This is a genomic window from Acetobacterium sp. MES1, assembly GCF_002237635.1.
Taxonomy (GTDB): domain Bacteria; phylum Bacillota; class Clostridia; order Eubacteriales; family Eubacteriaceae; genus Acetobacterium; species Acetobacterium wieringae.
Genome location: NZ_MJUY01000030.1, coordinates 1 through 23,704 on the forward strand (window position 1 = coordinate 1; position 23,704 = coordinate 23,704).

General features: G+C 42.3%; 19 protein-coding genes, 1 pseudogene and 1 riboswitch. Of the genes and pseudogenes, 5 read left to right on the plus strand and 15 right to left on the minus strand.

Going from position 1 to position 23,704, the window contains the following annotated elements:
* Together BI182_RS10105 and BI182_RS10110 are read left to right on the plus strand one after the other, a co-directional pair.
* Positions 1–395, plus strand: a pseudogene (locus BI182_RS10105) (ISNCY family transposase); the annotation flags it as partial.
* 512 nt (positions 396–907) lie between these two features.
* Positions 908–2,056 (plus strand): CdaR family transcriptional regulator, encoded by a 1,149-nt coding sequence (locus tag BI182_RS10110; RefSeq protein ID WP_286807609.1) that lies wholly within the window; start codon positions 908–910, stop codon positions 2,054–2,056.
* Positions 2,057–2,379: 323 nt separating this feature from the next.
* On the opposite strand, the gene BI182_RS10115 is transcribed toward BI182_RS10110, so the two are convergent.
* The 9 genes from BI182_RS10115 to BI182_RS10155 all read right to left on the minus strand — a co-directional run bounded on the left by BI182_RS10115 (position 2,380) and on the right by BI182_RS10155 (position 11,232).
* The gene (locus BI182_RS10115) at positions 2,380–4,728 is read right to left on the minus strand and encodes a WG repeat-containing protein (protein ID WP_286807611.1); all 2,349 of its coding nucleotides are present in this window, start codon (positions 4,726–4,728) and stop codon (positions 2,380–2,382) included.
* 53 nt (positions 4,729–4,781) lie between these two features.
* Positions 4,782–5,741, minus strand: a complete 960-nt coding sequence (locus tag BI182_RS10120) for an ADP-ribosylglycohydrolase family protein (protein ID WP_286807622.1) — start codon at positions 5,739–5,741, stop codon at positions 4,782–4,784.
* A 91-nt stretch (positions 5,742–5,832) separates the two neighbouring features.
* Positions 5,833–6,192 (minus strand): hypothetical protein, encoded by a 360-nt coding sequence (locus BI182_RS10125; protein WP_286807627.1) that lies wholly within the window; start codon positions 6,190–6,192, stop codon positions 5,833–5,835.
* Between the two features lie 9 nt (positions 6,193–6,201).
* The gene (locus tag BI182_RS10130) at positions 6,202–7,194 is read right to left on the minus strand and encodes a helix-turn-helix transcriptional regulator (protein WP_286807632.1); all 993 of its coding nucleotides are present in this window, start codon (positions 7,192–7,194) and stop codon (positions 6,202–6,204) included.
* 27 nt (positions 7,195–7,221) lie between these two features.
* Positions 7,222–7,701: a HEAT repeat domain-containing protein gene (locus tag BI182_RS10135; protein WP_286807644.1), complete on the minus strand. Its 480-nt coding sequence runs from the start codon at positions 7,699–7,701 to the stop codon at positions 7,222–7,224.
* Between the two features lie 142 nt (positions 7,702–7,843).
* Positions 7,844–8,248 carry an MORN repeat-containing protein gene (locus BI182_RS10140; protein ID WP_286807649.1) on the minus strand — a complete coding sequence of 135 codons (405 nt, stop codon included), beginning with the start codon at positions 8,246–8,248 and terminating at the stop codon, positions 7,844–7,846.
* Entirely contained in the window at positions 8,249–8,413 is a 165-nt protein-coding gene (locus tag BI182_RS10145; RefSeq protein WP_286807651.1) for a hypothetical protein, read from the minus strand.
* Positions 8,414–8,674: 261 nt separating this feature from the next.
* Entirely contained in the window at positions 8,675–9,601 is a 927-nt protein-coding gene (locus BI182_RS10150; protein ID WP_286807654.1) for a hypothetical protein, read from the minus strand.
* A 440-nt stretch (positions 9,602–10,041) separates the two neighbouring features.
* Positions 10,042–11,232: an MBL fold metallo-hydrolase gene (locus BI182_RS10155; RefSeq protein WP_286807659.1), complete on the minus strand. Its 1,191-nt coding sequence runs from the start codon at positions 11,230–11,232 to the stop codon at positions 10,042–10,044.
* A 419-nt stretch (positions 11,233–11,651) separates the two neighbouring features.
* Between BI182_RS10155 and BI182_RS10160 the strand changes: the two genes are divergently transcribed.
* On the plus strand, positions 11,652–12,137 hold the full coding sequence (locus BI182_RS10160; protein WP_286807679.1) for a GGDEF domain-containing protein: 486 nt from the start codon (positions 11,652–11,654) through the stop codon (positions 12,135–12,137).
* 210 nt (positions 12,138–12,347) lie between these two features.
* On the plus strand, positions 12,348–12,977 hold the full coding sequence (locus BI182_RS10165; protein ID WP_286807660.1) for a DUF305 domain-containing protein: 630 nt from the start codon (positions 12,348–12,350) through the stop codon (positions 12,975–12,977).
* A 130-nt stretch (positions 12,978–13,107) separates the two neighbouring features.
* Here BI182_RS10165 and BI182_RS10170 read toward each other — a convergent pair whose 3' ends face one another.
* The 3 genes from BI182_RS10170 to BI182_RS10180 all read right to left on the minus strand — a co-directional run bounded on the left by BI182_RS10170 (position 13,108) and on the right by BI182_RS10180 (position 16,983).
* Positions 13,108–13,914 carry an MBL fold metallo-hydrolase gene (locus BI182_RS10170; protein WP_286807662.1) on the minus strand — a complete coding sequence of 269 codons (807 nt, stop codon included), beginning with the start codon at positions 13,912–13,914 and terminating at the stop codon, positions 13,108–13,110.
* A 92-nt stretch (positions 13,915–14,006) separates the two neighbouring features.
* Positions 14,007–16,271, minus strand: a complete 2,265-nt coding sequence (locus tag BI182_RS10175) for an ABC transporter permease (RefSeq protein ID WP_286807663.1) — start codon at positions 16,269–16,271, stop codon at positions 14,007–14,009.
* A 13-nt stretch (positions 16,272–16,284) separates the two neighbouring features.
* Entirely contained in the window at positions 16,285–16,983 is a 699-nt protein-coding gene (locus tag BI182_RS10180) for an ABC transporter ATP-binding protein (RefSeq protein WP_286807692.1), read from the minus strand.
* 184 nt (positions 16,984–17,167) lie between these two features.
* Positions 17,168–17,278: riboswitch (NiCo riboswitch) on the minus strand.
* Between the two features lie 301 nt (positions 17,279–17,579).
* Here BI182_RS10180 and BI182_RS10185 point away from each other — a divergent pair.
* Positions 17,580–18,230 carry a DUF3786 domain-containing protein gene (locus BI182_RS10185; RefSeq protein ID WP_286807668.1) on the plus strand — a complete coding sequence of 217 codons (651 nt, stop codon included), beginning with the start codon at positions 17,580–17,582 and terminating at the stop codon, positions 18,228–18,230.
* 334 nt (positions 18,231–18,564) lie between these two features.
* Here the strand turns inward: BI182_RS10185 and BI182_RS10190 are convergent, their stop codons facing one another.
* The 3 genes from BI182_RS10190 to BI182_RS10200 all read right to left on the minus strand — a co-directional run bounded on the left by BI182_RS10190 (position 18,565) and on the right by BI182_RS10200 (position 23,395).
* Entirely contained in the window at positions 18,565–19,521 is a 957-nt protein-coding gene (locus BI182_RS10190; RefSeq protein WP_286807670.1) for a glycyl-radical enzyme activating protein, read from the minus strand.
* Between the two features lie 79 nt (positions 19,522–19,600).
* Entirely contained in the window at positions 19,601–22,006 is a 2,406-nt protein-coding gene (locus BI182_RS10195) for a glycyl radical protein (protein ID WP_286807671.1), read from the minus strand.
* 235 nt (positions 22,007–22,241) lie between these two features.
* Positions 22,242–23,395, minus strand: a protein-coding gene (locus tag BI182_RS10200) for an IS3 family transposase (RefSeq protein WP_148637246.1) whose coding sequence is annotated in 2 segments (ribosomal slippage) — positions 22,242–23,113 and positions 23,113–23,395 — 1,155 coding nt in all. Because the reading frame shifts where the segments join, the coding sequence is not laid out codon by codon here.
* Between the last annotated feature and the right edge of the window lie 309 nt (positions 23,396–23,704).

Genomic DNA, 23,704 nt, shown 5'->3' on the forward strand with positions numbered 1-23,704 from the left:
GCACATTCCCTGTTGTCCAAACGATCCGTCACTTCCCATGAAATCTGAAGGGCGGGCCAAACGAAAGAACGGCCTGGTTCGGTTTAAATTCACCTGTCCCAAAACAAAATGGATCAAACAGGAAGCCGGGAAAGCTAAACGTCAGTGTTTCTGTGAAAATCCCTGTACTTCGTCTTCCTGTGGTCGGATGTTTTACATCTATCCTGAAAAGAATCTCCGGGCCTACCCCGGTACCCTTCGCGGAACACTCGAATGGGCTCGGATCTATAAAATCCGGGGTGTTGTTGAACAATCCATTAATCATTTCAAAGACAGTTTCTGTCTGGCCAACCGTAAAACTCAGAATGCCAAAACACTTCACGCCGACTTGCTGTTGGCCGGAATTACCCAGCTGATTACTGCAATTCTTTCCGATAATATTCATCAGCATCAGTACTTACGCAGTCTTAAACCACTCGTTGCCTAGTTGGACTTTTTATCTTCTTTGTCCAGCTTTTGTTTTTGCGCCTTTTTTTCATCTTCTGCAACATTTTCTTCGCTTTGTTGTTCGTTTCCCTTCTGACTTCATGAAGTCTGTCTGTTTCTTACCGCCGAATTCTCTGAGCTCTAAATCTTTTTCATTTCGCAATTACCTAAAATATTATATTTTAACTTTATATTTGTAAATGTTTTCAGGTAACAATAATAATTCATTATTACTATATTAAAAAAACAGCCCCAAATTAAAATCGTAAAACAATGTCTATTCGAAACAATAAATACTCTTAATATTTGTGGTATCGATACAAATTTTGAATATCGACACAATATGATGAAAATGTTTATTTTTTGATTTTTCAATATTTATGATATCTTTTAAATAGGGTTTTAGATATAATTAAAGATATCTTGGAAAGGAGCTGATTAAATGCTTGACAAGTTTTTCTCTGAACGATTCATCGAAAATGCACGAAGTTATACACATTATAATTTTATTGTTATGAATCTAGATGGTATGATCATCGCAGCAACTGAAACAGAAAGAGTCGGAGGTTTTCATGAAGCTTCTTATCGAATGATGCAAGAAGGCCGTGACATAATTTTTGTAACCCCTGAAGATGTTAAAAAATATTTTGGCGTAAAGCCGGGTATTGATGTACCCATTGTGTATAAAAATAAAATGATGGGGGCAATAGGTATTACCGGGATTCCACACGAAGTACGTCCCGCTATTGTCATTGCAAAAATGGCTTTTGAAACAATGTTAGAATATGACGACTATCAACATAATATTATTAAAAAAAGCAGTGAACGAGAGCTTTTCAGAGATTACCTTTTATATTCTGAAACCAAACACACCGATGAATTAAGAGCATTGGCACAACGTTTGAAATATAATATCAATCTATTCAGAGTTCCTATACTTTTTGAGTTAAGCAACAGAATTTACTCCGATGATAAGCTTTTTCTTTTAGAGTTACATAACCTGTGTCATGAAAATGATATGATATTCACTACGCATGAAGGCAACATTTTAATTTATAAATATGTACAAATAAATCAGGACGAAATTATCCTCCGCATCAATCACGAACTTGAAAATTTTATTGATACTGTTAGCAATGTATTTGATAAAAGGGAGATTTTTTATAAATATTACAGAGGATCGCTCCAAAATAATTTTGATAATTATTCTTCTGGTTTTAAACATTGTCGCTGGATGCAGCGCAATAATTATGCTGGCGAGGATTTTTTTAATTATTTGGAAGAATACTTTACTTCACTGATACCTATTTTGGAACAAAACAATATTTATAGTGCCATTGCTGATTTGATGGATCAGCAACTTCGAGAAGTCTTAATTGATAATTTTAACACTCTTAAAACAAGTAATTTCAATTTAAGTATTGCCAGTCAAGATCTTTTCATTCATAAAAACACTCTAATATTCAGACTAAATAAAATCAAGAATTTTTTTGGCATCGATCCATTGCATAATAATAGTGATCAATTCTTTTTAAGCCTACTCCATAGTTTTTTAAAAAGATCAGATAAAATAAAATCTGAAGAGGTTTAAAATGCAGATTTTAAACTTATAGGCACATGGTCAGAACCTTGGGGGATTAAAAACGTTTTTTTAAACTGTTGCAGAATGTCTTTTTTATACCATTCTGCAACAATAAATCCTCAATAAAGACAATGGTTTGACGTTATCAGCAGGTTAAGGTTAAATATTAGCTCCTTTAAATAGCGCCTCTGGCAGCCCAAAAACTGCCAAAGGCTTTGTTTGTTCGTGCCAATACTATTTTCATATCGTGGCACTGTGGCTGATAAAACGCAATATTACAGAAATTTATAAGTGGCGGCATCTAATCCAAACACAAAAACTGAGCAGATTTTTTATCGTGCTTCAAGTATTTGCTGTATTTGAACGAACAGCTCCTTTACCCTTTTTATACTCGACTTGTTTAATTCCATTTCCATTTCACTGGCTAAGATTTGTAATTCCGGCTCTTTACTTTCCTCGAATACCTCTATCAACTGGGGGGTATAACGTGTCATCCAATAATCATCGGAGTTTTCATAGTTCGATGATCCTTCTTCATGATAACCTAAATAATCCTCTTCCATTTCTTTTAAAACACTTCGTAAATATTCATCTGACTCCTGCTGCCATTTTTCTTTAATAATCTTCACCGCATCTTTTTTCAAAAGAACGGGTTCACTGATTATTACACCTGTTGATGAAATAAATCCGAACCTTCCGCTCTTTTTTAAAATCATATAGGGATGTTCCTGTTCCCGATGAAATGCATAATCTTCTCTATCCTTAACCTTCAAATTGCGACAAAATACCGGTCGACGATCCAGTTCAACGGGTACAATCAAATTAAAATCTTGGCCATAAATGCCATACTTTCTCGTACTCATCGGAGCTATACCGGCATCATTTTTCGAGTAAGCATCAAACCTTTTTTCATTACCCGATGGGAATGAAGGAATAGCTTCATCTTTACCCACTACATATATTAGTTTCCCGATATCGAATCCAATACAATCGGCAAAAGAATCATAATAGTCATCACCAGGAAAAGGATAATCTCTATAACACATATCACTCTCACCATCTTCGTTATAAGTAAAAAATTCGTCCCATTGAATCGGAATAATTACTTCATTTTGTAGATTAATCAGGCCCTTCTTTTTATCTTTTGACACTATAAAGTAATGTTCTTTGCACGATTTAGCTATTTTATAACTGATGCGTTTTATATCATCATAAATCAGTGGAATCACCATTTCATTTTGACCGTTAATCACGCCTTTCTTTTTATCTTTTGATACGATAAAAAAAAGATCTTCAGAATTTATGCTGATGGCACCCATCTCTTCATAAATTAATGGAATGATCACTTCATTTTGTCTGTTCAGCAAACCCTTCTTTCCATTTTTTATTACCATAAAGTACTGATCATCGAAAAAAATCAATTTATCATAAACCGGTGAAATGACGATGTTATTGCAACGATCGATAACGCCATGTTTTCCTTCCGGTAAAGGCAATTCCATTTTATCATTTAGATGCATCGTATTTTCAGAGTCACTGATAACACGGGTATATGTACCGTCGAAATCATCCATATAATCCCAGGTAGGTTCGATGATGATTCTACCGGTATACAAACTGAAACACCCCCATTTCCCATTTACTTCCATCTGAACCAATTGGTCTGAATCCGGATCTAAAAAGACGTCAACTTTACTCCTTTTAAACGCTCCATGCTTAATTTGAGGCTCTACCAAGCCGAGACTCTTTGAGTTTTTATTGAAATCATAAACCTTGTTATTATAGATCACTCCTTCCCCATACTTCATGCCGTCATCTGTGTTAACGGCATGAAGGCCCATATTATTATAGATCTTTCCTTCCTCAAGCTCCAACCGATAAGAATAAATACGATAATTACATTTGATTTTGTTCTTTAGCTCTAAAGCTCCATGGATCATCATTTTTTCATATAAAATATAGGATTTCGGCACGTCGCTTAAACCCCTGGTATTATCCGAAGGATGTTTTATCATTTTATGTTCCAAGCTAATATTTGATTCGGGTACATCTCTGATAATATCGGTGTAAGCAGGCACAGCCCGGAGATTTCCAGTATTGATATACGCGGTTTTGCCACCCTGGGTTTTAAAACTGATACCATAAAAATCCAGGACATATTCAACACAGCAACCGGATACTACCCTGGCCACGCCCCGATAAAAATCATCAGCATAATCCCAGATAGGATTAATTTTGATTTCGCCTGTCTCACTATCAGCAAACCCGAATTTACCGTCCACTTCAAAGCGGATTAGACCGCTTTCGTATGGAATAAAAGCTTCAACTGCCTTTTTCTGGTTTTTAAGAGGTTGTAAATCTGAAGTAGAGCCACGCCACCATCTTTGAAACAGATCTGGAATCCTCTCGTGTTTGGTCCAATATAAATCCTTGACTTGTAATTCTTTTTCTTCCTTTGGATCTGTAAATGAACCTACAAATTTTTCAGGGGTTTCTTTATCCTCGACCCATAAACTCCAAAAATCCTCTTGATATGTAGGAAGCAGGCTTTTCTCATCGCCATAATCAAGAAACCGATAATAGATACGGTTCTCTTTTATGACACCTTCATAATAATCATTTCCATGTCTGAGGGAATCCTCTGATACAAAAGAAATAGGAAATATTTTGCATTTTTTCATAGTAACCTCCGGATAGTGTATTCTTCATTTTTGTTAGGGTTGTTCTATATAATTCAGTTGGCGATCAATGATTGCTCCAACTGATTGCAGAGGCTTTCAATATATTCTTTTTTCTGAATGGCTGACAGCCATTCTCTGGGAATACTGTCATAGCCGTAATAGAGTCCGGCCAGACTTCCTGCCACCGCGGCAACTGTGTCCGTATCCCGGCCCAGATTCACAGCCAATAAAACACAGTCCTTATAACTCTTGGTGTTTAGCAAACACCACAACGCCGCCTCAAGGGTATCGACCACATAGCCGGTGCTTTTAATTTCATCCACATTGAGGCTGCCAAAGCCTTCTTCCCTTAGGCGCTTGAAATACTGGAGTTGCCTGGTGAATTCATGATGCGCCGAGTAATAGTCAAAGGCTTTGCCTATGCCCTGTTCAATACCTGATTGCAGGCTGTCGCTGTCTGTGATCATGGCCGCCACCGAAATATAGATGCCGCAGCCAATGAAACTGCGTTTGTGGGCATGGGTCAGCGCTGAGACATTGTGCAGAATGTTCATGGCATCGACATGTTTGGTTAAATCTTTCCCATAAATGGATTGCAGATAGTACAACATCGGCAATATCCGCATCAGGGACCCATTGCCGTTGTTGCTTCCAGCGGTGCCGCCGCAGTCCAGGGCCGGGGTGCCATGTTTAAACCGCATAATGGCTTCTTCGGTGCCATTGCCCACATCAAAAGCGTCGCCAAAGGGCGAATAGGCACCGGTTTCCAGCCAGCTTAAAAACTTAATCATGATATCATTGTAATCAAGGCCCTGGGCCAGACTGTCGATTAGGCAAAGTGTCAGGCTGGTGTCGTCGGACCAGGTACCGGCCGGTTGCCGATGCGAACCATAAGAGCGCATATCAACCACCGGATCAGCCATTAATTCTTCTCTGCTTTTGAATTCAGCCGGAACCCCCAGCGCATCTCCGACACATAATCCAAAAATTCCATCCATGATATTATTTTCCATGCTTTCACCGCTTTCATTTATTTAATGAATCCATATTAAACGGATCGATTTTTTCTTTTGGCGAAGCTAATGACAGCTTCCGTAAAAGCTGTCATTGCACCGACTCGTTTTGATAGGCCGATAAGAGAATATTTTCCAGCTCCGGCAATAATTCTGAAAAATCAGCATAGACCAAGAATTTTTCTTTCAAGGCTTCCGGCAACGTAATATCTCTGATAAATACCAAGGTCTCCGAAATTTCATCGATTGAAAACAATAAATAGAAATCCATGACATCATTAAACTCGTCATCATTCATGGCCTCGGGGTTAATGATAAATAAAAAGCCGGGATAGGCAATAAGGTCTACCGAAATTTCGGCCTTCTGCACCGTGAAATTTTCTGGCGCGATGAGATTGGCAAGGCACATATTTTCATGCTGGTCCAGACCAAATGTTATGACTTTTTTCATTTCATTACCTCACAGCTCATCATATAGATTCACTATCTTTTTGACTTTATCCAATAATTTTGTTCGAACACTATCCGGGGTTATGACTTTAACATTGTCGGCATGCTGCAGCAGCCAATAATAAAGACCTTCGCCATCATTCACTTCCACCCTGACATCAAAAAAATCATGCTCTCTTTTTTCAAATTTAATCGTCTCGCCAAAGTAATCCAGAATCTCATCCACCATGGCTGCTTTTACGCGCAATACTAGATGAATTTTCGCCCCGACAAAATTGTACAGGCTGTGTGCTACTAAATCTTCAATTTTCTGGGACGGATTAGCCCCCACTATGTCTTCGGCTGGTTTTATTGGCATGTCCGTGATGGCCAAATTACTGATCCGCTCAAGCCGGTAGAACGATACGTTGCTGTATTTTTCATAATTTCCGACAAGATAATAGTGGTCCGTGCGCCATACCAGCGAATAAGGGTTGACCAAATATTCCAAGCCGTCGTATTTAGTCTGTTTAGCCATGTTTGTATCCGTAAATTCATACTGGAACTTTATTTTCCGGCCTTTACGAATGGCTGACAGGAGCATATCAATATGCTCGGTAATCATAAAATTGTTTGATTTTATGTACGATTTAACCGGGGTTACATTCTGCAATACTTTTCGGCTTTCCGCGCTTGCCAATAAACCCAATCGATAGGCCAGGGATTTTGAATTCTTGTGGGTCAGGAATTTTGCCTGCCACACCGCATCGATTAAAATTTTCAACTCCCAATCCTCAAAGTCTCGGCTACACATGTAGTAGCCCTGCTTATTATCATTGGAGAGCATAATGTCGTACCCAAAATCATTTTCATTATTGTAGTATTCCATGAGGGCATTAATATCCCTGCAGACCGACTTTCTTTCGGCAGCGATGCCATAGGCTTTCAGTGCCTGACATATTTCATTGGCCGTCATCGGATGCTTTTCATCGGTTTCCTTGAGGATGTCCAGTACATACAGCAATTTTATTTTTTATTTTCCACCGTGATCCTACGCTTTCATCGCAAAATTTTCACAGGCTGCCAATGCCTGGTCGGTAGCATTTTTAACCATTGGGGATTCAGTTTCCGTTTCGGCCAGCCTTTTCAAATGGGGAATGGAATCCTTGCTTGGAATGATTGACAGGGCTTCGGCCATTGACAAGCGAATGGTGGGACAACAATCGAATAATAGCTCATGGATCCCGGCAAGGGTTTCATCGGGGACCACCGACTCTAATTCCCGCACTTTTCTAAGAATATCATCACCACAGCGAATGCGCTTCATTCGAACATTCAGCGCCAGCGGATGTCCGGGGTTTTTGGCGGCAAACTCAAAATCATCCGCCATGACCGGTTTTTTAACCAGCTCACCGGATCCGATCTTTTTATTGTATTCATCCACACTGCAAAAATGATATGTTTTTAGCTCAATCACCAGTGCATCGATTTCTTTGAAAATGGGAACATTTGCATTAATCTGTATATTCATTTTGGCCTCCTTGTTTCAATAATTTTAATCTTATCACATTAACTGTGATCGATGATATGGGTTGACTTTTTTTATGACGTGCTGTTTTTGAACATTAAATGATAATAAATCCGGCTTCACCTTTTGGCTCCAGTGCTTGGTGTCACTTGCCGATGTAGATACCATTTTCAAAAATCCCTTCCTCCTGTGAGCCATCATCATAAGTGCATGTACCTTGACCGTGACTGACACTATCTTTAAATTCACCGTCATATACCGAACCCTTCACCTTAATATCCGGTCCGCGGCCGTTATAGCGATAGCCGGCGTATTGGGTTAATGTCCCGTGACCATCTATCACGCCATTTTTAAACTCCCCTACATAGGTTTCAACATTTGCAAAAGCATAGGTGCCTTGCCCGTGTAACTTGTCGTTTTTCCATTCACCTTCATACGTTAACCCTTCGCTTATTCCATACCCGGTTAACGTCCCTTGACCATTTTTCATTTCATTTATAATTTCACCGACATACTTTGAACCATCTGCATACTCAATTGTTTTTATCATCTAAAAGTTCTCCTGTTTTTTTATTTTAAGCTCACGAATCATTTTTACGGCATCTTTTTTGTATAGGATTGGTTCGCTGATGAGCTGGCCATCGCCGCAGCCGTTGCTGTGAGACTGACCGTCAAAAGAAATGAATTCTATTGGATAGATTTTGCATTTTTGCATAGAGATCTCCAAAAAATAGTTTGATTGGGAAAAGAATTTTGGGAAATGTCTTAAATTTCGACTATTCAATTTTCAATGATCAGGTTTTTATTTCATTTTTTATTGGTATAAAAATATTATAACAAAAGGGGTGTGACGAATATGGGATGGGTGGATTGTTTTTTTATTAACTAAAAAAACAGCATGCTATGATTTTATTAAATCGTAACATACTGTTAAAAAAATATTTTTGAAGATTCGGCTTTTATTTATGACTTCAATCTATTCAATAACGATGCCATTCGCTAAAAAATCTGCTAAATCAATCATTTGCGATATATAAAGACCATAACCCATATAAGAAGAGGTTGCTATTTTTATTGATACCTTTTCTTCTATGTCCGGACATTTTTTTATTGCTTCCCGAAGCTCACGGTGTAAAATAGTCGAAGCAGCTTTATGATTTGCCAGCAGCAGGATAAATTCAGGTTTGATTTCAGTATTGATTAAAATTTGTTTATTTACGTTATTAATTAGACCCAACTCTACTAACTGATTAAACTTAGTTTGAGTGTCCACCATTAGTGCGCTGATTTTACCAGACTTGGCAAATTTTTCAATATCTTCGAAATGTTTGATAATGCCGGCTGACCCTGCATGTGCACCATCACCATATTTCATTTCCATTAAAACAAGTGAAATATCCTTCGCTGTTCTCCTAGCTGGTCCAGTTGAGGCCCATTTGATACCAATTAAGTCAAATCTACTCCCGTTATCAGTGTTTGAACTTTCAATGTCGGCAATATAATAATCAGTATCATTTGAAATACTACTGTTATTGTTTTCTCTTAACACAATTTGTTGATATTCTCTTTCAAGCTTATTATTCTCATAAAAATACAGATCCATTTCTCTTTTTAACAACGGTATTGATTGAATGTATTCTTCTATTGTTCCATTTTTATTAAAGTTTGTCGCAAAATTCGATTGAACTGTTTGTTTATGATTGAAATAATTTATATCAAAAAATATTTTGTATCCATTTCCTTGAGAAGCTATTTTAAATAAATTTCCGCCTCTGTAATAAATGTTAATGTAATTCTCTCGTATTGCCAAACAAAGGTTATCATCCATTTTTACTTCTTCTAGTAAATTTTTCAATACTCCTTGCTGCAAATCTTTTATAAATTTATCTGATAAAGCACACATTGATTTTCCTCCTGAAAATTTAATTAATGTCCACAAATTCTTAACACAACAGCACTTCCCTCACTTTAAAAAGGACTAAACTATACCGGTAAACAAAAAACTGTTTGCAATTCTATTCACCTGAATTCTTATTTTTTTTAAATAAATGAAGACATAAAAGCGTATAGACCCTTTCAAAATAGAAAAACTAAATCCTAAAACGACAACCCCTCTCAACATCATTCAATTTTTCACATCATACCACATTAAATCCTATTTGTTTACTTCAAAATAACTTATTTAATTTCACTTGTAAGTTCTATATATAACTCTGCCATTCGCCCTCTAGCCTACGCTCAACTGTCTTTCACCTTCTTATAAAAGTTGATTAGTCTGGCTGAAAGCATCAGAATGCTAATTCAATTACAAATCACTCCACAAGCAACCGCCCCAAACCCAACCTAGACAGCGTATTTCTCACCATCATTCAAGTGGATGATGGGATAGGCTAATGCCAAACCATCCAGAATCTCCGGCTTTTCGCTATGTATTGGAATAATGCCGATTTTTGGAGCAGAGATGTTACAGACATCAATAATGGCTTGTCTCGTTGCATGGCCGCTGGTATGAAGGTACTCAACATTTTTAAAACCTTTTAACATGGCTCCCAAGGGGTTGTTTTTCTGTTTGAGGTATCCTTCCCACATGGAATAAATGACCAAGGTCTCATCCGGATGGTTTTCTTTGTAATACGCCATTGTTTTTTTGAATTTAACGCCACTTCTGACCAGCATACAAAAGCCTCTTTTTTCCATGGATGATTTCAAATTATTCCCCAGGGACATGGCTTTCTCAAATTGATACAGTGAACTGTGCACCCCGGCATACTTCCTGGCCGTCTTGATGACGTCAAGCTGATAATGATCACACAGAAAATACCGGCCTCTTGGGGTTGCCGCATAAAATGCGGCGATCCGATCAATGTTGGTGGACGAACAACTGACAAAGACATATTTATAATCCTTGAGCAATTTTTTTGCTTTTAATTGAAGCGCCTGCTCGGTCATGGTGCCAAACGGATTTCTGGATAACTGTGTGCCCTCGGTTATTAAAACATCAACCTGTCCGACATAATGTTTAAGCATTGGCAGCAGCCCCTTCCCTCTAAACCCGTGATTGCGAAAATCACCGGTATGAAGAATGCGCTTTCCATCAGCTTCAATTAAAAACATATACGCATCATAAGCCGAATGATCGACCCAGTACGGGGTAATACAGATATCGTTAATCACAATCTTTTCCCCGGCAGTAAAGGTGTTAACCGCCTCAACCTGCTCTGGATTTCCATTGCGAAGCTGGTTTTGCAGGATCAGATAGATTGCTTTGGCTGCTTCTCCCATATAAAGCGGCACACCATCAAAAATATCCGATAATCCGCCAATGTGATCGCCATGATAATGGGTGAAGAAGACCGCATCACAAGCTCTCTCACCCTGGGTTACACCATCAACCAGAAAGGTTTCCTCTTGTTGATCCCCGTTCTCATCGGGCAACTCAGAACCCATATCGATAAAAATGCGCGTCTTGTCCGTGGATATTTCGGTAATGCATCCGCCAATTTGATGGGTGCCTCGATGGATAACAATATTCATTATTTCAACCCCACTCTTTCTTCGATTTAAAAAAGCATGTCATTTCGGATTATTTATTCCATTTCATTGCCTTATCCAATAAATTTATACCAAGCCAGAAATATTTTAATTTATCTGGCTATTCATATCGATATTGACCACCTTGTTTTAATAAAACTAATCCTATCACATGGGCTATTCCAAATATGGTACAGGTCGACTATTTTTTTAACTTACTATTTTTTATTATTGATACAAAAATAGCGCCTTCACCTTCCGGATCCAGCGCCTGGAGTTACGTGATAAATCAGGAACGAAAAAAGCCTCTGGCATTAAGCCGGAGGCCTGGGCAGAGGTCCTTGGTTGACTACCTATGATATTCTACCTGTTATTTTGATGGTCTAAAATTATAAGAACAAGTAAAACTACGAGATGAAATCATCAAACTTTCACAAACCGACAAGCTGACTCAACTCTATAACCGGTCAAAATTGGATGATCTTCTAGAAAATGAATACCGACGATCCAACCGGACAGATCTTCCCTTTGCTGTGATTCTTCTGGATGTTGATCAGTTCAAGTGGGTCAATGATCATTTCGACCACCAGGCTGGCGATGCCATTCTCGTTGAACTGGCCAAAATTTTACGCAGCAGCATCCGAGCCACTGACAGTGTCGGACGTTGGGGCGGCGAAGAATTCCTTATCATCCTACCGGACACCGATGAAACTGGCGCCATGAACTTTGCTGAAAAACTCAGAATGCGGATCTGTGAAGCTCATTTTGAAAAACCGGAACACATTACCGCCAGTTTGGGGGTAACTGTCTATCGCGGGGATTGTCAGTTGGAAACCATCATTACCCGGGCTGATCATGCCATGTATGCCGCCAAGAAAGCGGGCCGAAACCAGGTTCATCGGATTTGAGGTTTAAGTTAGGCCCGCTACCGAGAATACCTTCAAAAAATATTAAAGAATCATGCTGATTATGTGACCCGATCACATTAAAAAAAGCCGCCCCGTGCTATACTAATCATATAAGATCTGGCCAGGTATCAGAATTGATTAGTTTTACCCCTCAGATCGGCGGCAAGGTTAAACCGCGCGATAAATCGCGACGAAGTGGAGGTGTCTGAGATGAAAAAAACAACCCTTGTGATCCTCGGGGTCAGCCTTGGTGCGGTCCTGCTGCTCCTGATCGGGATGATGACCTACATTATCTATTTGCTGTCCGGCAACAATACGCAACCCAACTTTCAAAACATGTCCGGCGGCATGATGGGCGCCGGGATGATGGATACGGAAATGATGGATGAGGGGATGATGCATGCGACGATCGAAAGCGAGCATGATTATCTGGTCCATATGATTGCCCATCACGAGGAAGCGGTGGCCTCAGCCACGGTCCTCAAAGCCAATACCGACCGGCCCGAAATGAAGCAATTCGCCGACACGATCATCACCACCCAGACGGCCGAAATTAACCAGATGAAAAGCTGGCTGGACAGCTGGTATCCCAACATTGATCATCAGGTTGATTACCAGCCGATGATGCGGGATCTGACCAATCTCAAAGGCGACGCCGTCGATCAGGCCTTCCTGCAGGATATGATTTTCCACCATATGGATGCCGTGATGATGTCCCAACAACTGATCACCAGCGACTACGCCGACCATCAGGAAATAATTCCATTTGCCCAGACCATCCGCGACACTCAGCGTGACGAAATTCATATGATGCGCAACTGGCTGGCCGAATGGTTTTAGACTCTGATCAGGATTATGAACACGCCCCGCCGGCAAAAACGGAAATAACCCCGGCCGGGGCGGCCAACGCCAAAGCGGGCCGGTTTCACCATAAGCGGTGGAACCAGCCCGCTTTTTTGCGGTCGTCAGCTTAAAGGTCAAATGCCTCGAGATCATCCGGCACCAGCAGGTTGCCGTCGAAAAACGGCGCCCCCTCGGCGGTGTACAGGGCCTTGCGCTGGGCCAGATTGCGATCTTCGGTATGATAGAGCAGCAGGTTGGCCACGGCCAGCCGGGCCCCGATTACACAGGCATCCTTCACCGTGGTATGGGCCTTTTCATAGGGCTTGAAGCGCTCCCGCTCGGCATAGAGACAGAAGGCCTCATGGAGCAGCCAGTCGGTTCCAAAGGCGTAGGGGTACTCGTGCTCCTGATAGGGCTCATCGCCCAGAAAGGTCAGCCGCCGCCCCGATGACAGCGTCATTGCAAAGCCGAACTGCTTGGCCTTGTCGGACTGGATATCAAAAAACGTCACCTTGTTGCCGAGAATTTTCTTGCTCTGTCCGTCTTTGACCACCTTAAACACGACCCGATCGCCAATCAGCTTGACAAATTTCTCCGGCAGCATCAGCTTGACAATCGTCAGCGCCGTTTTCTTCAGCTCGGCGTGACAGTAAATGGTCAGCCGGCCCTGATAGTGGCCGCTTTTGATCGCGGCGATGATCATCCGGATCAGCCAGATCAGTCCCAGCAGATGATCGGTATGGCCATGACTGATAAAGACCTCATGGATCTGCGTCAGACTGATGTCGGACCGCTCCAGCTGGGTCAGAATGCCGTTGCCGCCACCGGCATCGACCAGAAAATAGTCCTCGCCCTGCTGGATCGCAAAGCAGGTATTATAACACCGGGTCACCGCCGCATTGCCGGTCCCGAGAATAATTAAGCGTTCGTTCACGTTGTTCCTCCCGTCATTGTGTCATTTATCGTTTCTTGCTTGATTATACTAAAAAAGCCGCGCTTTTTCCAGTCCCAACCGCGCCGGGGCGGCTATTCGCGATTTTTCAGCGCCGCTGCCAGGGGGATCTGGTTGATCCGCCGCAGTTGCAGAAAATTGATGCCGAGGTAGGAAGCCAACCCGATCGCGACAATCAGCGGATAAAGATACAGCGGCAGATAGACCGGCAGATAACCGCTGAGTTTCAGCTGGACCAGGTAAAAGCTGCCCTGAATCCCCAGCTTGACCAGCGGCAGCGACAAAATCAGCGATCCCAGCACCACCGTGGTTGTCGCTCTTAGATAAAGCTTGCTGATTTCCGCGGTCTCATAACCAAAGACCTTTAAATAGGAAATATAGAGGGCGTTTTTGTCGATCACCAGTTTGGTCAGCACCACCATCAGCACCAGATAAATGACCACCGCCGCAAACAAACACAGCGGCGCCAGCTGATTAAAAGAGGACAGCATCTGATCCCCGAATTTGGCCATCTCCGCCGGGGTGATCACCGTCGCCACCACGTTTCTATCGGCAAAGGTCAATTCCTGATCGGAAAAATAGCCGTTAAAATAGTCCGCCTCGCGATCAAGCAGGGCGTTGAGCTGGGCCTGACTGAGAAAGACCGTCAGCCCCCCGGGATAGTCGACGATGCCCAACACCGTGACGGTATCTTCCTGATTGGTATAGGGATTGACAAAATCCAGCCGCGCGCCGGCGGTGGCGCCCAGCTTTTTAGCCAGCCCGTCGGACAGATAGACCCCGGTTTCGTCCGCCGCCAGGGGCAATTCGGGAAAATAGCGGGAATCCTCCCGGAGCCCCCAGAAGGCCACTTCGATGTTTTTAGCGGCCGGCGGGTACCAGGTTTCCAGCCCCGCCACCGTCATTTTTTCGGCCGACCCGGGGTTTTGCGGTTCGGCCGGGGCTTTTAACAGATACTGATAGTCCGACACCGCCGCGGCTTCAATGCTGTCCACATAATGGCTGATCATCGGCGTGATCGCCAGCCCGAACATCAGGATAAAACTGGCCAGAAAGATCCCGATAAACAGGGTCAGATAACTGGCCTTGTTCTGCAAGATCACCCGCAGCCGAAAACGCGAAAAGAAGGAGATCCGCGGCAGTTTGACGGCCCGGCGGTGGCGGTTCTGGTGCAGTTCTTTCCGTAAAAACTGCAGCGGTGACAGCGCCAGTTTCCGCGCCAGGGTCACAAAATTGATCACCACCATCAGCACCAGCGGCACGACCGTGGTCAGCAGCAGCGCTTCGCGGTTGACCGTAATCGTCATCGGCGGCAGGCTGTAGCTGCTGTCGTACATCACCTTAAAGAAATCCGGCATCACCAGATAACCGATCAGATTGCCCAGCAGCGCGCTGATCAGGGTCACCGCCACCGGCATACTCAGATAATGGCGCAGCAGTTCCGCTTTGGTATAGCCCGAGGCCAGCAGCGTCCCGATCATCGCCGCTTCCGCGTCGATGGTGCTGCTGATCACAATCGCAAAAACAAAGGCCATGATCAGAATAATCAGCGACAGCAGCACCTTCATCATCGGCACATCCGAACCCATATCATCGTCGATAAAGGTGATGCTCTGGTTGTTCTCGGCGCTGACAAAGCCGGTCAGCAGCACCCCGCTGGCGATCAGCTGATCCTTGATTGCGGTGGCCAGCTGCCGCTGGGCGGTGATGCTCAAATCGCGATTGTCAAAGCGATAGCCATAGCCGTTGACGATGTCAGTGGCCGGCCAGCCCGCAAAGGTGGCTGGGGTGACGACACCGACCCCGAAATGAAAGGAATCCATCATCAGATCGGCATTGTTTTTAAACAGCGAGCTGTAATCCGGCAGGCTGATGGTGCCGGTGATCGTCAGCGGGACCCCATCGACGGTCACGGTGTCGCCGATGGCCAGCCCATAGCTCGCGGCAAACAGCCGGTCCAGGGCCATTTCGTCAGCGGCCGCGGGGCGGCGCCCGGTGATCATCGTGACCAGATTAATATCCGCCCGCTCCGGGTAGATCCGCAGGGTGGCATCATCTGACAAGGGCAGCTCGCGATAATCATTCTGGTAAATCGTCACGCCCCGTTTTTCGGCGGCGGCCCGGGCGGCACTGCTTAATGCCCCGGCGGTGGTAAAGGAGCCATCCTCGATCTTGGCATCGGCCCGGTTCTGATCTAACACCGTCTGGGCGCCATCGGCCACCGCCAAAAACCCCGACATGATCGCAATGGTCACCGTCAGCATCGCAAAGATCGCCAGATAGCGGCCGCGGTTGCTGATCAAATCGCGTTTGAAACGCTTGCGCAAAGGATTTTTCATGACCACGCCCCCCTTACCACTGCAGCTCGCTGGCGGCAATCGGGTGGTCGTTGACCTCGTCGGTGACAATCCGGCCGTCATGCAGTTTTAACACCCGATGAGCCATCTGCTTGATCGGTTCGTTGTGGGTGACAATAATAATGGTATTATGGTAGGTTTGATTGATGGTTTCGAGCAGGGCCAGAATTTCCTTGGCGGTCTGATAATCCAGGGCTCCCGTGAGCTCATCACAGAGCAGCAGGGCAGGATTCTTGATCAGCGCCCGGCCGATGGCGCAGCGCTGCTGCTGGCCCCCGGAGAGCTGATTGGGGAACTTGTCGCGATGCTCCCAGAGCCCCAGGGTATGCAGCAGCGCGTCCATTTCCAGTGGCTTTTGGCTGAGATATTGACCGACCTCAATGTTTTCTTTAACCGTCAGATTGGGGATCAGGTTGTAAAACTGAAACACAAAGCCCAGTTTATCACGGCGATAACGGCCCAGACTGGCGGGGTCCAGCCGCGAAATATCCTGCCCGTCAATGATGATGCGGCCGCCATCAATCCGTTCCAGACCGCCGACGGCATTTAAAAAGGTCGATTTACCGCTGCCTGACGGTCCCAGAATAACGCAGATCTGCCCCGCCGCCAGGCTCGTTGTCACCCCGTCAAGAACCTTGACCCGGGCCGCGCCGCTGCCATAACTTTTGTCCAGTTGGGAGACGCTCAGAAACACCGGTTGGTTGGCGTTGCTGGTTTCTTTCTTCGTGCCGTTGCTGGTTTCGTTGTTCGTACCATTCTTTTTTTCCATGATCTTGCCTCCAATAGTGAGATTTTTTCACTCCACCACAGCCGCAATTCCCATGCCTTGTCTCTTTTGTGCCATCAAAAAAACACCTGTGAAACAATAGCAAGTAAACTACTGTCCCACAGATGTCAAATATACGCATCTGCTGTCACCTTGTGACCCGGCCCCACAAATTTTAAACGCTCCCGCCTTTAAAATTTATCGCCTGCTCAGTTTGTACTGTCGAAAAATATGCAGTGCAAAGAGTCTTTTTACGATAATATGATATTTTGCGCAGTTTGTCAAGGGTTATCGTCCTAAAAACCGCAGATGGATTGATTAAAATGTTTTGAATTCATTCAATCCCACCGCAGCAACCAGCACCCCCAAGCGTTAAGCTTTTTTCTTTTGATTGTACGCCAAAACTGCCGATTTATCTATCGGTTGTTTTTTTTGTTGAGTTAATCAAATAATCCTGTTAAACTGAAACGGACAACGACGGAAAAACACCCGCTGCGACTACACTTAAATTGAAGGAGACCATCATGTTAAACGATACAACCAATAATTATTTAAAAGCCTGTGCTGACTGGCGTCAAAAATTTCTGGCGATGGACCAGTCACAGCTACTAAAAGCATTGCCTGAAATCACGATTCAGGGGGACTATCTGACCCTGACCCTCTTTGGCCGCAAATTCGGCATCCATTCCCAGACCGGTTACATTGTCACCCTGGCCGATCTTCAGCCGGCGGAAGTCGTCAGCCAGCTCAATATCTACACCCTGTTCGGCTTTGTCTCGCCACAGGCTCATTTTCGCGACAAATGGGTGCCCTTCCGCGAACTCAGCGGCGCCTCTCCGTTTGCCCCCGCTTTTGAAAAGAATGTTCTCGTTCCCTTTGCGCTGACCTTTTCCGGCCAGCCTGACAAGCTGGCCAGGGCCTGTGAACGCCTCGGCGGCGTCAACCTTGCCCACGCCGATGTCGGTTATCGCATCAATTCCTTTGACTGCCTGCCGATCAAATTTCTGTTCTGGGATGGCGATGATGAATTCCCGGCCCAGGGCAATCTGCTCTTCGATGCCAGCGCCACCGATTTTATCCATGTCGAAAGCACCGTCAGCCTGGCCATCGAGGGAATTCAGCGACTGGCCGAAGCCGCCGAACTTGAGATCAAAGGACCCTTGTTTCAGATGTAGCCGCCCGATGCGCCCCAACTACGCCAAAAAAATCCCATCCGCAAAATACTTGCGAATGGGATTAAAATGCGTTTTATGTCCTGCCCTGAGGGATTCGAACCCCCGACCTCTCGGAATTAAAAACGTGTTTTAAACTGTTTCAGAATGGCTTGATTATGCCATTCTTGAACAATGAACTCACAAGCAAGCCAATGGTTTTCGTTGGCAGTTGGCTAAAAGTTGGCTAATTTTTTCACCTTTATAACTCAACCTAAAAAGTCTAATAACATCAATTGGTTAAACTGTTAAATGTTTTAATTAATTTTCAGAACTTGAAATACTATTTTAATTATCTTTATCCAACTATTGTTTTCAAACCATAACTATGGAAAATTTTTGCATATTCTTCCGCCTGAATATCACTCATAGGTTCAAGCTCACCTAAAGTGTAATCTTTACCGATCCTCTCATATTTTACAGTTCCTAATCTATGGTAAGGCAAAAGTTGTATCACAGTTACAGCATCACCCAGATCCCTACAAAACGATGCCGTTGCTACCAGGTTTTCTTTCTGATCATTCAAAGTTGGTATTATGGGATAACGGATTTGAATTTTTTTACCAATTTTCGCAAGTCTTTTCGCATTTTCCAGTATCAATTCATTTGGTACACCGACTAGTTCTTCCGATCGATCTGAAGACATGCATTTCAGGTCAAATAAAAACAAATCAACATAATCAATCACCTTTTCGTACTCACTCCATGAAACAAAACCAGTCGTATCTAATGCAGTATGCAAACAAAGGGATTTACATTCTTTAAGAATCGCGGCAGTGAAATCCGATTGGACCATTGGTTCACCACCAGATAAAGTTACCCCACCGTTTGTAGTGTGATAATATCGCATATCCTTTTTGATGATTTCCATTATTTCATCGACACTCATTTGTCGACAAGTTAAATAAAAAGCTTTAGGATAACATACTTTAGCACAGTCTCCACAGGTATTGCATTTTTTCCGATCAAGTTTTGGTATGTGCAAAGTTGTCTTGGTAAGTTTAGAGTAAATTTCACCACCCTGTTCAATAGCGCCATTAGGACAACTGGAAGTGCAAGTTCCACATTTCTCAATTCCAACACATAACATTGGAAACCAGGCAAGATCTCCATTATAAGATTGTGAATCAGGGCTATGGCACCAGGGACATTTCAAATCACATCCTTGAAGAAATATTTCTGTTCTGATTCCAGGTCCATCGTTTAATGTATATCGCTGAATATCAAAAACATTACCAGTTAGTATTTGTTTCATTAAATAATCCTTCCTAATTTTTTATCCGGATTCACCGTAAGGTAAATCCGGATAAAAATTTTAAAACTTAAGCGATACTTTAAGCCATTTCCACAAATTCTGTTCTAGTAATAACATCTTCTTGTATAACAGGATGCAAGCCTACAAAAAGGGCACTATAACCAGCGACTCTCACAACAAGATCTCTATATTTGGCTGGATTACGTTGTGCATCTCGTAATTTTTCCGAACTAACAACATTGTATTGCACATGAAGACCTTTAGAAAAGAAATAGCCTTTTATAAGTGCTTCAAGAGAGCTTTCACCTTTTTCGCCTTTGACAGCTGAGGGATGAAATTTCATATTAAGAAGTGTTCCATTTGAATTGATGAAATGATCGAGCTTGGCTGCAGAATTTAGCAAGGCAGTGGGTCCATTAGTATCTCTTCCATGTACCGGTGATATTCCATCAGCCAATGGTTCCCTTGCTTTTCTTCCATCAGCAGAAGCTGCTAAAACAGCACCCATCAGTACGTGAGCAGTAACAGGATATAATCCGGGACTATATGGGCCTTTACAACTCATTGATTTTTCTGTCATTTCGCAATATCGTTTAGCTACCCAGCTGGCCATATTATCTGCGTCGTCGTCATCATTGCCATAATGTTCAACTTCCGCGAGTATACGATTACGCAGTATTTCCTGGCCTTCCCAATTATTTTTCAGTATTTCTAAAAACTCAGTCTTTTCAATGATTCCTTCATCAAATACAAACTTCTTTAAAGCCATAAGAGAATCGCCAGCATTACTAACCCCAACTCCTGCTGTCCCAATTGTATTGTATTTAGCCCCCCCTGCATTTACTTCGATTCCTCTTTCGACACAAGGTTCCATTCCACAGGAAAGGAAAGGTAAAGGTGTGAATTCTTGATGCACTAAATCCGCAGCATTTGTAATAACCGTAAAATGATCAATAAAATATTGCACTTGGGTATCATAGGCATTTTGTAATTCTTCAAATGTTTCAAAATCTGATAGCAAGCCTGTTTTTGGACCAGTTTGAGCTCCCGTCAACATATTTTTACCATCATTCAAGGCATACTCAAGGCACGCTGGCATACTGAAATATGGAGCATCGCCAGTTCCTCCACACCAACCATATTCATATCCTTGTACGCCTGGTTCAACACAACCAATAATGGCGTAATCTCTTGCATCTTCAACTGATTTTCCTCGATTTAACATACCTGGAATAATAACTTCATCGTTGTACAAAGCGGGCATACCAATTCCCGTTTTAATAACCTGAATAACTTTTTTCCAGAATTCCTCTGGCGTAAAGTTCCAGATTCTTGCAGATATGGAAGGCTGATGTAATCCTATATTTTTGGAAGCATCCAAACAAAGATACGATAAATCATTTGTTGCATCCTGTCCTTCCCTTGTCTGACCTCCCACACAAAGATTCTGAAACAAGGGCCAACCGCCACTTGTTTTGGTAACACCGACTATTCCAACTTTATTAATTTCAGCAAGTTTCACCCACAAGCATTCCAGAATTTCAAGAGCTTGTTCCTGGTTTAGTTTAGCTGATTCAATGTCAGCCTTATAATAAGGATACATATATTGATCAAATCGACCGGGTGAAATTGAGTGTCCGCTGGATTCTAGCTGAAGAACCAACTGAAAGAAGTAAAAGGATTGGCATGCTTCATGGAAAGAAGAAGCGGGAAAAGCTGGTACTCGCTCACAAACTACTGCGATTTCTTCAAGTTCTTTTTTCCGAATATCATTTGTTTCTTCATTTGCCATTTTTTTAGCAAGTTCAGAGTAACGCTTTGCGAAAGCAATAACCGCTTCGCAACAGATAATCACAGATCTCCAAAAATTGTGTTTATCTAAATCTCGCCCATTAGCTGGAATACCCATTGATTGGATATTGTTTTCAGCGTCTTTTTTTATTTGGAGAAAACCTTTTGTAAGAATCGTTTTATAATTAGGCGAATAATGACCTATTCCGGAGCAAATTACAACGTCAGGCCCAAATGTATAAACAGCAGAAGTTTTTATTGCTTCAAAAGTTTCTTCTGGAAGTCGTGCCGTTACCCGGTCGTTAACCGTCTTACCTTTCCAATACTCTTGTATTGAACGCAAGTCATTTTTAGTTTCTTCATCTATATCGAATCTATCTGCACTACGTAATTCAAACGGTTCATTGTCAAGTTCATCAATAATCCAGTCAAAAGAAAATTCTGGGAAAATCGGAGCATAACGTGGCTTTTTTGCCTGATTCCCTACAATTAGCTCATTATCTGCAATCCAAATACTAACATTTTCCAATACACGTTTAAGTGTTTTAGCCTGTCGTATAACTGCTGGATCTGCAATAAAATCCTTATGTGCCTGCGTTACAATTTTAGCTCTTTCTGAGCATATTCCTGGATTATTTGCGAAAAATTGTTCCTTGAGCTTGTTTCCTCTTTCAGAGATACTAAAATTAATCATAAGAATATCCTTTCTTTTTTCAATATTGTTTCAATTTTTAAACCGATCATTTGTTTAAATCTTCTTATTTTATTGAGCAGCACAAAACTAACAGTCATTAACTGAATTTGTAAGAAAATTTAATGATAATAAAGTATTTACAAGAACCTCCTATATAAATATTATATTTATAATGTACACGCTTGTCAAGACACGAAATCAGAAATATTTAGATAAATCTCCTTTCGCATTTTGATCAGGCAGCCAATGCCATATTTTCATAGAATACAGCTGCCGGTGTTTTGTAATCGAATCGTTGGTGACCACGCTTGTGGTTATATTTAGCGATGTATTCCTTTGTCATAGCTTTCACTTCAGTAACGGTTTCCGGGTACAGCAAATACAGGCGTTCCCATTTATATGATCGGAAAAACCGTTCAATGGCAATATTGTCGGTAGCACGGCCTTTACCATCCATGCTGATTTTAGTCGTTTTGAAGCTTTTAATCAGGTCAATATAGGCATTTGACGTAAACTGACTGCCCTGGTCACTGTTAATAATCTCAGGTGCGCCATAGTTTTCAACGGCATTTTTTATAACACGGGTGACCATATCGGTTTGCAGGGTGTTGCTGATGGTGTATCCCACAATATAGCGGGAATACCAGTCAATGATAGCGGTTAAATACACAAATCCATTTGGAGTTCCAATATAAGTAATATCAATGGACCACACCTGATTCGGTCGGTCAATTTCCAGATTTCTCAGCAGGTAGGGATAGGTTTTTGCAGCTTTGGCCCGCTTACTCAGATTAGGACCGGGATAGAAACAGACAATATCCATTTCCATCATATAACGTCTGACAAGACGTCTGCCCACGTTATGAAAACCCTGTTTATGCAGTTCATTCCGGATTCGTCTGACGCCAAAGGCAGGTTCCTCGTAATGAATACGATCAATGGCATTTTTAATATTGATTTCATCCCTGGATGGCGAAACATCTACAGGTACATGATAAGCTGTCGATCGCGATAGCATCAGAAGTTGACACTGTTTTTTTATGGTTAAGGAAGGGTGCTTCCAATCAATTAACGCTCTTTTTTCTTCATTTGAGAGATTTGAATTTGTTTTTTTTTTAGCCAATCGACATCCAGTGTTAATTCGCCTATTTTCTTTACGAGCAGCTCCTTTTCATCTTCATGCTCCTGTTTGAGTTTGTCCACATCTTCATTTTTCTTATTGAAGACGGCTGACATATTGGCGATAAATTCGGTTTTCCAACGGCTTAACAATTGCTGAGATACTTCATGCTTTTTTGCGATCTCAGCTAACGTATTTTCTTCTCTGAGGATTTCCAGTACGATGGTTGCTTTTTCCTCAGGGGTCCAGGTTCGTCGTTTTTTACTCATGTGTATAGTTTATCTTATTTTCTGGATTTTGTGTCCAACTATTTGTGAACATTATAATTAGGCGTTTGCAAAACGCCACAGCCCGCATAATAACGGGATATTTCTGACATAAAAAAATATAACTCCTCACCAGATTGTGATAAAATTGAGTTGCTAAAAAATAAATCTATCAACCTGAAAGGAGTTATATCATGACTATTTTATCACAAAAACAGCTTTCTTTGGCTGAAATTTATTCTGATTGCACTCATTTTTTTGAAAGTGACAAACATCACTTTCTTTCGCTACTGGAAGAGAATCTGAACCTTA